10 protein-coding genes are annotated in these 13,153 nt (G+C 72.6%); 1 reads left to right on the forward strand and 9 read right to left on the reverse strand.

Translation table 11 applies throughout. The annotated features are described in order from the left end of the window. Positions 1-43 precede the first annotated feature (43 nt). From ACF08W_RS22815 to eccE, 9 genes are all read right to left on the reverse strand, one after another. Positions 44-1,036, reverse strand: coding sequence for an oligopeptide/dipeptide ABC transporter ATP-binding protein (locus ACF08W_RS22815; RefSeq protein WP_392280346.1), 993 nt, complete (start codon positions 1,034-1,036; stop codon positions 44-46). Further along, positions 1,033-2,061 carry an ABC transporter ATP-binding protein gene (locus ACF08W_RS22820; RefSeq protein ID WP_392280347.1) on the reverse strand — a complete coding sequence of 343 codons (1,029 nt, stop codon included), beginning with the start codon at positions 2,059-2,061 and terminating at the stop codon, positions 1,033-1,035. Before ACF08W_RS22820 ends, ACF08W_RS22815 begins: the two co-directional genes overlap by 4 nt. Continuing rightward, positions 2,058-3,011 carry an ABC transporter permease gene (locus ACF08W_RS22825; protein ID WP_392280348.1) on the reverse strand — a complete coding sequence of 318 codons (954 nt, stop codon included), beginning with the start codon at positions 3,009-3,011 and terminating at the stop codon, positions 2,058-2,060. The genes ACF08W_RS22820 and ACF08W_RS22825 overlap by 4 nt, the downstream gene beginning before the upstream one ends. Next, positions 3,008-4,093, reverse strand: a complete 1,086-nt coding sequence (locus ACF08W_RS22830; protein WP_385212110.1) for an ABC transporter permease — start codon at positions 4,091-4,093, stop codon at positions 3,008-3,010. The genes ACF08W_RS22825 and ACF08W_RS22830 overlap by 4 nt, the downstream gene beginning before the upstream one ends. Before the next feature lie 90 nt (positions 4,094-4,183). Beyond that, positions 4,184-6,055, reverse strand: coding sequence for an ABC transporter substrate-binding protein (locus ACF08W_RS22835; protein WP_392280349.1), 1,872 nt, complete (start codon positions 6,053-6,055; stop codon positions 4,184-4,186). Between the two features lie 198 nt (positions 6,056-6,253). Beyond that, complete coding sequence (locus ACF08W_RS22840) at positions 6,254-8,713, reverse strand: SCO5717 family growth-regulating ATPase (RefSeq protein ID WP_392280350.1); 2,460 nt, start codon at positions 8,711-8,713, stop codon at positions 6,254-6,256. Between the two features lie 362 nt (positions 8,714-9,075). Next, positions 9,076-9,309, reverse strand: a complete 234-nt coding sequence (locus ACF08W_RS22845) for a DUF397 domain-containing protein (protein ID WP_352276432.1) — start codon at positions 9,307-9,309, stop codon at positions 9,076-9,078. Between the two features lie 85 nt (positions 9,310-9,394). After that, a complete protein-coding gene (locus ACF08W_RS22850; protein ID WP_392280351.1) occupies positions 9,395-10,102 on the reverse strand; it encodes a hypothetical protein in 708 nt (235 codons plus the stop codon). Then, positions 10,099-11,436: a type VII secretion protein EccE gene (gene eccE / locus ACF08W_RS22855; RefSeq protein ID WP_392280352.1), complete on the reverse strand. Its 1,338-nt coding sequence runs from the start codon at positions 11,434-11,436 to the stop codon at positions 10,099-10,101. The genes ACF08W_RS22850 and eccE overlap by 4 nt, the downstream gene beginning before the upstream one ends. A 183-nt stretch (positions 11,437-11,619) precedes the next feature. On the opposite strand from eccE, the gene eccB reads away from it, so the two are divergent. Beyond that, entirely contained in the window at positions 11,620-13,152 is a 1,533-nt protein-coding gene (gene eccB / locus ACF08W_RS22860) for a type VII secretion protein EccB (protein ID WP_392280353.1), read from the forward strand. Position 13,153 lies beyond the last annotated feature (1 nt).

Here is a 13,153-nt window from a genome sequence, read left to right on the forward strand (position 1 = left end):
CGGGGGCCGGGACCGTACGGAACGGTCCCGGCCCCCGCGCGTGCTACGCCCCGGTCCCCGTGGCGGCGGCCCAGTGGCAGGCCACCTGGGTCTGCCCGTCGCCGGTGAGCACCGGCAGGTCCTTCGTGCGGCAGTCCGCCGCGACGCCCGCCCGCTCGGCCTCGCCCGAGGCCAGCACCTGGCACCGGGCGTGGAAGCGGCAGCCGGACGGGACCTTGGACGGGTCCGGCGGCTCACCGGTCAGGATCACCGGTTCGTCGCCGGACTCCGGCAGCACCGACAGCAGCGCCCGGGTGTACGGGTGCCTGGGCGCGGTCAGTATCTCCTCGACCTTGCCGGTCTCCACGATCCGCCCGAGGTACATCACGGCGACCCGGTCCGCGATGTTCCACGCCAGTCCGAGATCGTGCGTGACGACCAGCGCGGAGAGCCCCAGCTCGTCCCGGAGCCGCAGCATCAGGGCCAGGATCTCGCCGCGCACCGAGGCGTCCAGCGAGGCCACCGGCTCGTCGGCCACGATCAGCTCGGGCTCCAGCACCAGCGCGCCCGCGATGACCACCCGCTGGCGCTGCCCGCCGGACAGTTCGTGCGGGTACCGCAGGAAGAACCGTTCCGGCGGCCGGAGCCCCGACCGCGACAGCGCGTCGGCGACCGCCGCCCGCTCGTCGCCCGCGTATCCGTGGATGCGCAGCCCCTCGGCGACGGCGTCGTACACCGTGTGCCGGGGGTTGAGGGAGCCGCTGGGGTCCTGGAGCACCAGCTGGACCCGCTTGCGGTACTTCTTCAGCGCCCGGCTGCCGTAGTCGAGCGGCTCGCCGTCGAAGGTGACCCGGCCGGACGTCGGGGGGACCAGGCCCAGCAGCGAGCGCGCCAGTGTGGTCTTGCCGCAGCCGGACTCACCGACCAGGGCGACGATCTCGCCCGGCCGGATGTCCAGGTCGACACCGTCCACGGCCCGCGCCGGGGCGGCCCCGCGCCGGCCGGGGAAGGCGACCTTCAGCTCCTGGGCGCTGAGCAGGGGAGGGGTCGTGGTCATGTTGTGCTCCTTGCTTCCTCGGCACCCGGCAGGGCCGCGGTCACGGCCGCCCCGGGCTCCACCAGCGCGCAGGCGACCCGCCGCCCCGCGCCCACGGTGCGCAGCTCCTGGTCCTCGCTCGCGCAGGACTCCACGGCCGCCGGGCAGCGCGGGTGGAAGGTGCAGCCGCCGGGCAGCGCCGCGGGGTCCGGCGGATCGCCGGGCAGCCCGCGGGGGGCGAACCGGGAGGCCGGGTCGCCGATGCGCGGGAACGCGCCGGACAGGGCCTTGGCGTACGGATGGTGCGCGCGCTCGTAGACCTCGGCGGCCGGGCCCTCCTCGACGACCCGGCCCGCGTACATCACCGCGAGCCGGTCGCAGGTGTCCGAGAGCACCGCGAGGTCATGGCTGATCATGATCAGACCGAGGTCCTGCTCGGCCACCAGCCGCTCGATCAGCCGGAGGATCTGCGCCTGGATCATCACGTCGAGGGCCGTGGTCGGCTCGTCCGCGATGATCAGGCCCGGATCGCAGGCGAGCGCCATCGCGATCATCACGCGCTGCCGCTGACCGCCGGAGAGCTCGTGCGGATAGGCGGAGGCCCGGGAGGCGGGCAGCCCCACGTGCTCCAGCAGTTCGCCGACCCGCTTCACCGCCCCTTCCGGTGTCGCCAGCTTGTGCAGCAGGATCGGTTCGGCGATCTGGTCGCCGATGCGGTGCACGGCGTTGAGCGAGTGCATCGCGCCCTGGAAGACGATCGAGGCGCCTGCCCAGCGGACCGCCCGGACCTGGCCCCACTTCATGGCGAGGACGTCCTCGCCGTTCAGCCGGATCTCGCCGGTGACCTTCGTGCCGGCGGGCAGCAGCCGCAGCAGCGCCAGCGCCAGCGTCGACTTCCCGCACCCGGACTCACCGGCGATGCCGAGCTTCTGCCCCGCGTCGACCGAGAGGTCCACCCCGCGGACGGCCCGCGCCCCTCCCGGGTACGTCACCGTCAGGTCCCGTACGTCGAGGAGCGGTGTCTTCTGGATGCTCGTCGTGCTCAACGGGCCACCCCCAGCTTGGGATTGAGGACGGACTCGACGGCGCGCCCGCACAGCGTGAACGCCAGGGCCACCAGCGCGATGGCGATGCCGGGCGGGGCCAGGTACCACCAGTCGCCCGCGCTCACCGCACCCGCGGAGCGGGCGTCCTGGAGCATGCCGCCCCAGGAGGTGGAGGTCGGGTCGCTGAGGCCGAGGAAGGCGAGGGTCGCCTCGGTGAGGATCGCGCTGGAGATCACCAGGGTGGTCTGGGCGAGCACCAGCGGCATCACGTTCGGCAGCACGTGCCGGACCATGACATGGCCGTGGCCGCCGCCCAGCGCGCGGGCCCGCTCGATGTACGGGCGGGACTCCACGGAGAGGGTCTGGGCCCGCACCAGCCGGGCGGTGGTCGGCCAGGTGGTGACGCCGATCGCGATGATGACCGTCCACATCGAACGGTCCATCACGGTGGCGAGCGCGATGGCCAGGACCAGGGTCGGCATCACCAGGAACCAGTCGGTGATCCGCATGAGGACCGTGGAGTACCAGCCGTGGAAGTGCCCCGCGACGATCCCGACGACCGTGCCGATGGCGACGCAGAGGAACGCCGCGAGCAGCCCCACGGTGAGCGAGATCCTGGCCCCCCACACCAGCAGCGCCAGCACGCTCCGGCCGTACTGGTCGGTGCCCAGCGGGAACGCGCCGCTGGGCGACTCCAGCGCACCCCCGGGGGCGTTGGTCACGTTCTGCGCGTCGGCGCCCACCAGTTGCGGCGCGAACAGGGCGATCAGCGCGATCAGGACGAGCGCGCCCAGCCCCCACAGCCCGCTCCGGTGCTTGCGGTACTCCCGCCAGAAGCGGGCGGCGGACCGGCGCTTGCGGGCCCGGGCCAGGGCGCGCTCACTCTGCGCGGGCGCGGGCGCCGGCTCCGTGGGCGTCCCGGTGGACGTGGGCATGGATTCGGTCGTCATCGGCCCACCCGGGGATCGAGCAGCGGATAGAGCAGGTCGGCCAGGGTGTTCGCCAGGATCACCGCGGTGGCGAAGACGAAGAACAGCGCCTGGACGAGCGGGAGGTCGGGCACCCTGAGCGAGTCGTAGAACAGCCCGCCGAGCCCCGGCCAGGAGAACACCGTCTCCACCAGGATCTGCCCGGCCACCACATGCCCGAGGTTCACGAACATCAGCGTGAAGGTCGGCAGCATCGCGTTCGGCACGGCGTGCTTGCGCCGTACGGAGTCGTCCCGCAGCCCCTTCGCGCGGGCCGTCGTCAGATAGTCGCTGCCCATCTCGTCGAGCAGCGACGAGCGCATCACCAGCAGCGTCTGCGCGTAGCCGACCGCCACCAGCGTGATCACCGGCAGCACCAGGTGGTGCGCCACGTCCAGGATGTGGGCGAGGCCGGTCGCGCCGTCGGTGGAGGCCAGGCCGCCGGTCGGGAAGAGACCGGGGATCGGGCCGATGCCCACCGAGAAGACGATGATCAGCAGCAGGCCCAGCCAGAACGACGGCACCGAGTAGAGCGTCAGCGCGAACGCGGTGTGGAAGCGGTCGCTCCGGGAGCCGTTGCGCCAGGCGGTACGGGTGCCGAGCCAGATGCCGAGCGCGGTGTACAGGAGGTACGAGGTACCGGTGAGGAGCAGGGTGGCCGGGAGCGCCGCGGTGATCTTGTCGATGACCGGCGTGTGGTACTGGAACGACGTCCCGAAGTCGCCGGTGAGCGCGTCGCCGACGTACGAGACGAACTGCCGCCACATCGGCAGGTCCAGGCCCAACTCGTGCCGCATGGCCTGGAGTTGTTCGGCGGAGGTGGGACGTCCGCCGGTCATCTGCTTCACCGGGTCGCTCGGGATGAGCCGGAAGAGGAAGAAGCTGGTGACCAGGACCGCGAAGAGCGAGACCGCCGCCCCGGCGATCTTGGTCACGACGTATCGGAGGTATGCCTTGGTGTTGCGCGCCCGTGGGCCGCGTGCGGGCGACGGACCGGACTGCGCCGGGCCCTCGGTCTCCGCATCCGCGTCCCGCACGAGCGCCGGAGTGCTGTCAGCTGTCATGGGGAACTCTCGTTACTCGTGCCGCACGTGCAGGGGCCGGCCGGTGAGGTGCATATTCCCCGGCCGGCCCCTCTTCACCCGATCAGGTGATTACTCGCGATCGTCCGCGGTGGTGCTGCGGCGCCGGGCGAGGAACAGCCCGCCACCGGCGAGCACCACGACCACCACGATGATGCCGATGACGACACCGGTCGAGCCCGACCCGCCGGAGCCGTCCGAACTGTCGCCGGACGCGGGAACCGCGGACCACCAGCTCCAGTAGCCGTCCTGGCCGTAGATGTTCCCGGCCGCCTCGGGCATGGTCGTGATCGACTTGATCTGGTCGGTGCGGTACGCCTCGACCGCGTTCGGGTACGCCATGACGCTCATGTACCCGGAGTCGTACAGCCACGACTGCATCTGGTTGACGAGGTCGGCGCGCTTCGCCGGGTCGTACTCGGCGAGCTGCTTCTTGTAGAGATCGTCGTAGGTCTTGTCGCAGATGAAGTTGTCGGTGGTGGCGCTGTCCTTCGCCTTGACGGGCAGGGCGGCGCAGGTGTGGATGCCGAGGACGAAGTCGGGGTCGGGGTTGACCGACCAGCCGTCGAAGGCGAGGTCGTACTCACCGGCGTACCAGGGAACGGAGACGTCGTCCAGGCAGTCGACCTTCAGGCCGATGCCGAGCTTGCCCCACCACTCCTTGAGGTACTTGCTGACCGCACCGTCGTTCGGGTCCGTGGCGTGGCAGAGGATGCGCAGGTCGAGCGGCTTGCCGTCCTTGCCGACCCGCTTGCCGCCCTTGAGCTCGTAGCCGGCCTCGTCGAGCAGCTTGGCCGCCTTCGCCGGGTCGTAGGCGAGGCTCTGCTCGGCGGTCGGCTTCCACGCGTACGCGGTGAAGCGCGGCGGGATGTAGCCCTGGCCCTCGACGGCGTGGCCCTGGAAGACCTTGTCGATGATGGTCTGGCGGTCGACGGCGAGGAAGAGCGCCTGGCGCACCTTCTGGTCGTGCAGCGCCGGGTTGCCGTCGCCGAACTTCTTGCCGTCCTTGGTCTGCGCGCCCGGGTTGACGGCCAGCGAGTAGAAGCGGCGGCCCGGACCCTCGTTGACCTTGATGTTCTTCTCGCCCTTGAGCGAGGCGGCCTGGGCGGGCGTCAGCGCGGGGGACCCGGCGACGAAGGAGACCTCGCCCTTGCGGAGCGCGGCGACGGCGGCGTCCTGGTCCTTGTACGTCTTGAAGACCAGCTCGTCGAACTTCGGCTTGCCGCGCCAGAAGTCCTTGTTGGCCTTGAGCTTCACGTACTGGTCGACCTTGAAGTCGGTCAGGATGAAGGGCCCGTTGCCGACCACCGGGAACGACGTGTCGTTGTTGAACTTGGAGAAGTCACCGACCTTCTCCCAGACGTGCTTCGGCACGATCGGCACGTCGAGCGCGGCCATCGTGGCCTGCGGCTCCTTGAGCTCGACGACGAGCTGCGTGGGGCTCGGAGCGGTGACCTTCTTGAAGTTGGCGACGAAGTTGCCGTTGGCCTGGGCGGCGGCCGGGTCGGTCATCATCTTGTTGAACGTCCAGGCCGCGTCCTCGGCGGTGGCCTGCTGCCCGTCCGACCACTTGGAGTCGGAGCGGATGGTGTACGTCCAGGTCAACTTGTCTGCGGACGGCTCCCACTTGGTGGCGAGGCCGGGGATCGCGTGGTTGTCCTTGGCGTCGTAGTTGGTGAGGAAGTCGTACATGAGCCGGCTGATGCTGGTGCTGAGCAGCTTCTGCGCCAGGAACGGGCTCATCGAGTCGACGCTCTGCGCGACGGCGACGGTCAGGGTCGACTTCCCGCTGTCGGCGGCCTGCGCCTGCTGCGGCTCGCCACCGAACGGCACACCCGGGACGACGGAGCCGGCGGCCAGCGCCAGAGCGGCGGCGCCGGAGGCCAGGAGAACACGCAGGCGGGAACGTGGCTGGATGGAGCGTGGTGGAACTCTTACGACCATGGTCAGGGACCTCGCGTCATGACTCGCACGGAGAAGGCGGGTTGATCTGTGGTTCGCCAGCTGGTGAAGCGAAGGTTTATCAGCGGTGGTCGAGCCACGTCAACGGTCGTCCAAACCGCGTGTGGTCTGCGGGAATACCCCAAAGGGCCCGCACCGTGCGGACGGTGCGGGCCCTCATTGGTTGAGACCTCTGCTGCCTTACTGCTGAGGCGCTGGCGGCGGCTGCTGCTGCCATCCCGCGGGCGACTGCGGGGCGCCCGGGGCCTGCGGCGGCTGGTGCTGCCAGCCGTTCTGTCCCGCTCCCGGGGCGGGCTGCGGCGGGTACGGCTGCGCGGGCGGCTGACCGCCGTACGGCTGCTGCTGCGGGTACGGCTGGGGCTGCTGCCCCTGCTGCGGGGGGTACTGCTGCTGACCGGGCATCGGCGGGGCGAACTGCGGCGGCGGGGTGGAGCCGTTGGCCGTCCACAGCCCCTGCTGCTGCTGGGCCCGCGCGAAGTCCTCGGCGACCAGGGCGGAGAGGTGGAAGTACGCCTCGCGGGTCTTGGGGCGCATCATGTCGAGGTCGACCTCGGCGCCCGCCGCCAGGTGCTCGTCGAACGGGACGACGACCACGCCGCGGCAGCGCGTCTCGAAGTGCTGCACGATGTCGTCGACCTTGATCATCTTGCCGGTCTCGCGGACCCCCGAGATGACGGTGAGGGAACGCTGCACCAGCTCCGCGTATCCGTGCGCGGAGAGCCAGTCCAGCGTGGTGGAGGCGCTGGACGCGCCGTCGACCGAGGGGGTCGAGATGATGATCAACTGGTCGGCGAGGTCCAGCACTCCGCGCATCGCGCTGTAGAGCAGGCCGGTGCCCGAGTCGGTGAGGATGATCGGGTACTGCTTGCCCAGCACGTCGATCGCGCGCCGGTAGTCCTCGTCGTTGAAGGTCGTGGAGACCGCCGGGTCCACGTCGTTGGCGATGATCTCCAGACCGGAGGGCGCCTGCGAGGTGAACCTGCGGATGTCCATGTACGAGTTGAGGTACGGGATCGCCTGGACCAGGTCGCGGATGGTCGCCCCGGTCTCGCGGCGCACCCGGCGGCCGAGCGTGCCCGCGTCCGGGTTGGCGTCGATGGCGAGGATCTTGTCCTGCCGCTCGGTGGCCAGCGTCGCGCCGAGGGCGGTGGTGGTCGTCGTCTTGCCGACGCCGCCCTTGAGGCTGATCACCGCGATCCGGTAGCAGGACAGCACCGGCGTACGGATCAGTTCGAGCTTGCGCAGCCGCTCGGCCTCCTCCTTCTTGCCGCCCAGCTTGAAGCGGGACGCGGCGGAGGGGTTGCGGCTGCTCTTCGCCTTCTGCTTGCCGCGCACCAGCCGGTCGGAGGAGAGCTCCACGGCCGCCGTGTACCCGAGCGGGGCGCCGGGGACGGAGCGCTCGCGCTGGTCGTGGGTGACCGGGCTGGGCCAGGCGGCACCGGTACGCGGGTCGACGGGGGCACCCGGCTGCTGCTGAGGTGGCTGCGGCTGCTGGTGCGGCGGCTGGGCCGGCTGAGGCTGGGGGGTCGGCTGAGCCGACTGGGGCTGGGGCTGGGGCTGTTGGGCGGCCTGGGCGGGCTGCGGGGTGTGGGGCACCTGGGGCGGCAGCGGCGCGCCGGGCTGGGCGGGCCACTGGGGCTGGGCCTGCGCCTGCGGCTGGGGAGGCTGCTGCTGGGGGAAGCCGTAACCGCCCTGAGCGGGGTGCTGCTGCGCCGGTGCCTGCGGGGCCGGTGCCTGCGGGGCCACCGGGGGAGCGGGCTGCTGGGGCTGCTGCTGGGGGAAGCCGTAGCCGCCGGGCACCTGCCCGGCCGGGGCCGAAGCGGGCCACTGCGGGGCGGACGGGGGCGCGGCGGGGTGCGGTGCGGCCGGCTGGAAGGCCGGCGGCAGCGGCGGCAGCGCCCCGCCCTGCGGCGGAGGCGGCGCCCAGGGGCTGGGCGCGGCGGGCGCCGGGGCGCCCGGCAGCGCGCCCGAAGGCGGAGTGTCCTGGGGCGCCGCACCCGGGGCGGCGTCGGCGGGGACGGCGTCCCGCGGCTCCTCGGCCGGATCGCCCGCCGGGTCCGTACGGTCCTCGGGCGCGGACGGCTCCCCGGCGCCACCGGCGGACCCGCCGGGGGCCTCCTCGGCGTCGCCCGCCGGGGCCGACCCCGCCCCGGGGCCGTTCCCGTCGTCGCCCGCGGAGGCCGCGCCGTCCTCGGCACCACCACCGATCTGGGCGATCTGGCGCTTCAGCGCGGCGGGCGAGAAGCGCATCGTCGAACCGCTCTCGACGTCACCGCTCCCGAACGGGTCCGACACCGCACCGGAATCCGCCCTGCCGGAGTCCGCCGGAACGGCGGGCGCGGGCACGACGGGCGCGGGCGGCGGAGGCGTGGCGTCGCCGCCCGCCGGGGCCGGGGCCGCCGGGACCGGCGGAGCGGGCACCCGCGCGGGCGGCGGGACCGGCGAACCGCCCGGCGGGGTGGGCGGCGCGAGGTGCGTCCCGACGCCCCCCGACGAGTCCCCCGGCGCGTTCTGCGTGTACCAGGCGGGCGGGGTGTAGTCGATGGTGAACTCACCCGTCACCTCGACGGGCTCCGCGTCGGACGACTCGTCGACGGGCTTGTTCCAGCCCCCGCGGATCTCGTCCCGATCGCCGCTCACTTTGCCTCCTGGTGTGGTCGAGCACCCTTGTGCCGTGGTGGGTGGGGGCGACCGTTTCCGTCTGCTTCCGTCTGCCTGACCGCCCGGCTCTCCCCCGGGCCCGCATTGCCTGCCCGCAGGTTCGTGCCGCGCCCTGCCCCAGCCTAATCGCCAGGGGGCTCGCTCCGGCAGGCCGTTCCACAGGACAGGAACTGTCCAGTAGGTCACGTCATGGCCACAACTCTCCGGGGCGCGACGGAGCCTTCGGAACGAAGCGTGCTATTGCATGGCGAGAGCGGATCTACCCGTCAACTCGTCACTGGGCACAGGAAAAGGGGCATTCGCCCTGTCGGACGGATGCCCCTTCTCGAACCGGCCGCCACCTACGTGAGGTCGAACTCGCCGTCCCGCGCACCAAGCACGAAGGCACGCCACTCGGCCTCCGTGTACCGCAGCACGGTGTCCGGATCCAGCGAGGAGCGCATGGCGACCGCACCGCCGGGGAGATGGGCGATCTCGACCCGCTCCTCGACCTCCTCGGTCCCCGGTGCGCACAGCCACTCCACATCCGAGATGTCGAGGGCGTAGAGCTCGTCCTTCTCCTGCTGGGTGCCCATGTCGGCGTCCCTTTCGATCGAACCTTGTCGTTCTCTGGCCATCTTCCCCGGAGCCCGTGGTTCCGGGGCGGTGAATGGACAGTATTCAGTCCATCCGGCGAGCATCGCCCAGCAGTTGCGTCTCGACCTCCGTCGCGTCCGTCCGCACCCAGTGCCGTTCACCACCCGCCACCCAGAGCGTGACGCCGTCCGACAGGGTCGGCAGTGCCTCGCTCTCGATACGGGAGAGCCCCAGGATCCCGCCGATCCGGCCGGCCTCCTCCGGCGAGACCCGCTGGACGCCCACGAGCGCCGAGGCCCGCATCAGGCGCGGCGCCACCGGACTCGGATAGGGCAGCAGTGTCAGCACCGACTGCCAGGGCGAGGACACCACCCGGCCGCGGGGCGGCCGCATCCCGCAGTCCCGCACCACCACCGGGCTGCTCACGGTCGCCCCGGTCGGCGGAACCCGGCCCACCTCGTGGAGGGAGACGCATGCGAGGCCGGCGCCCGCGGCCTGTGCCAGGCCCGTCCACGCCCGGGAGCGCCCGGTCTCGACCGCCACCCGCGCCCCGGTCGCCGCGGCGCGCAGCGCCAGGACCTGGGCCGTCCACAACCCGCCGACCAGCAGGACGTCGTACGGCGCCGGCCGGTGGAACCCGATCATCCGCGCGTGCCCCTCGGTATCGGTGCCGATGATCACGCCGTCGTCCCCGACCGGCAGCGACAGGGCGCCCAGGTGCTCCGCTGCCAGGGTGTGCCCCGCGTGGCGCGGACCGCGCAGCCCCCGTCCCGAGGGGATCCGGACCGTCATCGCGCACCTCCCAGCGGAAGCGTCGCCAGCACGCCCGGCAGCTGTTCCCGGTCCAGGCGCACCAGGCCGACCTCGGCGTGCCGCGCGGCCTGCTCCAACGTCCTGCGTACCTCCACCAGTTCGGTGTCCGATCCGCCCGTGACCCGCACATGGCCGACGACCGACACCTCGCCCCGGTGCGCACCGCGCCGCACCGTCAGACCGAAGGCCGTCGCGTACGCCGGGACCGAGGTCAGCAGCGAGACGAGGAGGGGGAGCGGGGTCGCCCCCCGGCCCAACTCGGGCCAGCGGCCCACCACGTAGGCGGTGTGCCGGCGGTCGTCGCACCGCCAGACCCTCGCCGTCTCCGACGTCCGCCGTTGCGGTGCGGCGTCCGGCCGCCCGGCGCGGGCCGACAGCATGGGGCTGGCGCACGCGGACGTGGCCACGGCGGAGTGCAGCTCCTCCTGATCCAGCACCACGGCCCGGAACCCGGCGCCGGTGATCCGGCTCGCCACATGGTCGGCGACCCGCACCAGGCAGCGCTGGGCCCCACCGACACCGCCCCCGCGCGCCTCGACCGCCTCCCGGCACAGTTCCGGATCCAGCTTCACGGCCACCCAGGTCATCCGCAGCGCGGGCGCCCCGATCCGTTCCTGGAGCGGGGCGTAGGAGAGCCGCGCCGCCGACCGCTGCGGCAGATGCCGTGCCGGAGCGGGGCGCACCTGCTGCACGAGCTGCGCGGACTCCAGCACGATGTCGTCCACCGTCAGGGCGTCGCCCAGGAGGGAGAGCGGGAGCGCCCGCGCCCCGCGCGCCCGGTGCAGCGACTCGCCGTCGGCCTCGACCCGTACGACGGCGGTCAGGAACGTGCCGTCCCCGACCATGCCCACCGTGCGCCGGTTCCGGTCGACGTAGGCGTACGGGGCGAGGCCCGGAACGCTCTCCGCCACCGGGGCCAGCTGCGGTTCCGCGCCCGGGGCGGGCGCCGCCGTCCGCCTGCGACCGCGAAGGGCGAGCGCCGTGGACAGCCAGTCCCGGACGGCCCGGCCCCGGCGGCGTACCACCGCGACCACCACCAGCAGACAGGCGGCCGGGACCGTGGCCACCAGCCAGGGGCCACCGAGCGCGAGACCCGCCACGACGAGGGCCGCGGCGGCCTCGACGAGCACCATCCGTCGCAGTACGGCGGCGGGGAGACCGGTCCGCGCGACCGACCGCAGGGCCGTCGTCGCGGGCGTGCTCGCCGACCGGCCGGACGGCGAGCCGGTCGAAGCGTTGCCCCGTTGCTGTCGGGAACAATCGGGCGCCCGGCGGGCCTCCCGCCCCGTGCTTCCACGCGTCGCCGCACCCATCGCCGCGTTGCCCCCTTGTGGTCAAATGCGCAGTTTTCTCACGGGTCCTGATCGGGCGATCACCCTACCGGAGCTGCGACGGCCGAGTGTCAACTGGCTTGATCCGGGCCCTGGTCGGCGCTCCTGGGCCATGGTGCGTGTGGGAGCCTTGTCCTTCACCGGGGAAGAGGGGGCGGCAGGCGGATGGCATCGCGGCGGGACGAACTCAACGCCTACACATTCGCGAAGCGGCGGCTGATCGCACAGTTCCTGCAGCCCGGACCGAGCGGCTCGGAGGAGGGCGCCCCGCGCCCGCTGCGCGCGGTGCTGCCCGGTGCGGTCGTCGGCGTGGTCGTCATCGCGGCGTTCGGGGCCTGGGGCATGTTCAGACCGGTGGCGCCCCAGAACTGGGACACCCCCTACGAGAACGTCATCATCGCCAGCAGGTCCACCACCCGCTACGTGGTCCTCAGGACCGGCGGAAGGGCGCAGCTCCACCCGGTGCTGAACATGTCCTCCGCCAGACTGCTGCTCGAACCGGGCAAGGGCGACGTCATCAAGGTCGACGAGTCGGTTCTCGACAGCGGGAGGATCCCGCACGGCGCCACGCTCGGCATCCCGTACGGCCCCGACCGGCTGCCGGACGGGGAGGAAGCCGGCGCGAAGAAGCGGTGGGCCGTCTGCGAGCGGCCCGGCGGGGGCGATCGGGCCATCCAGAAGGCGGCGTTCGTCCTCGCCGAGCGCGACCGGGGCAGGGTCGAGGGCAAGGGCCGGCTCCGCGGCGGCGAGCTGATGTACGTCGAGGGACCGGGGCCGGACCGGACCCGCTACCTCGTGGACGCCACCGGCAGGGCCTACGAGGTGAGGAAGGACGAACTGCTGCTGCGCACCCTCGTGGGCGACCGCCGCACCCCCCAACGGGTCTCCGCCGCCTGGCTGGCCACCCTGCACACCGGCGACGCGATCGACTTCCCGGTCCTTCCCGGGAACCCCGGATCCGACGCGGGAGTGCGGGGGGAGCTGCCCTCCGGGGCGAACAAGGTGGGCATGGTCCTCGCGGCGACGTCCGGCACGAGGACCCAGCAGTACGTGGTCCTGCCCGGCCGGGTCGCCCCCGTCTCGGACTTCGTCGCGAAGCTCCTGCTCAGCAGCCGGCCTCTGGTCGACCTCGGCCAGAACGGCAGGGAACGGCCGGTCAGCGCGGGAGCGTTCGAACCGGGCGAGCCGTTCGCCGGGAACCTGGACTGGCCCACGAGGAAGCCGAAGCCGGTCAACTCCGCGAGTGCCGCGGCCGGCAGCCGCAACACCGTCTGCAACGTGCTGCGCGGGGTCGACGGGAAGAACGGCGCCACCACCCTCGGCACCTGGGCGGGCCCGCGCTTTCCCGCGACACTCCCCACCGGTTCCAGCAGCGCCTACGTGACCCCCGGATCCGGCCAGCTCTTCCGGCAGTTCAAGGGCTCCGGTGCCGGCTCCGGACCTCTCTTCCTGGTCACCGACACCGGCCTGCGGTACGCCATGCAGTCCAACGGGGACGGGGTGGAGGACGACTCCGGCATCGGTGAACCGGGCACGCAGGAGGAGCGGGCGCGGCGGCGGCAGGAGGCGCAGCAGGCGCAGAACCGGCTCGGGTACAAGGACGTCGTGCCCGCACCCGTCCCGGCGGCCTGGTCCTCGTTCCTGCCCACCGGACCGCGGCTGTCGACCGGTGCGGCCCGCCAGCCGCAGGGTTCCTGAG

This window comes from Streptomyces sp. NPDC015144 (assembly GCF_043079735.1).
GTDB lineage: Bacteria > Actinomycetota > Actinomycetes > Streptomycetales > Streptomycetaceae > Streptomyces.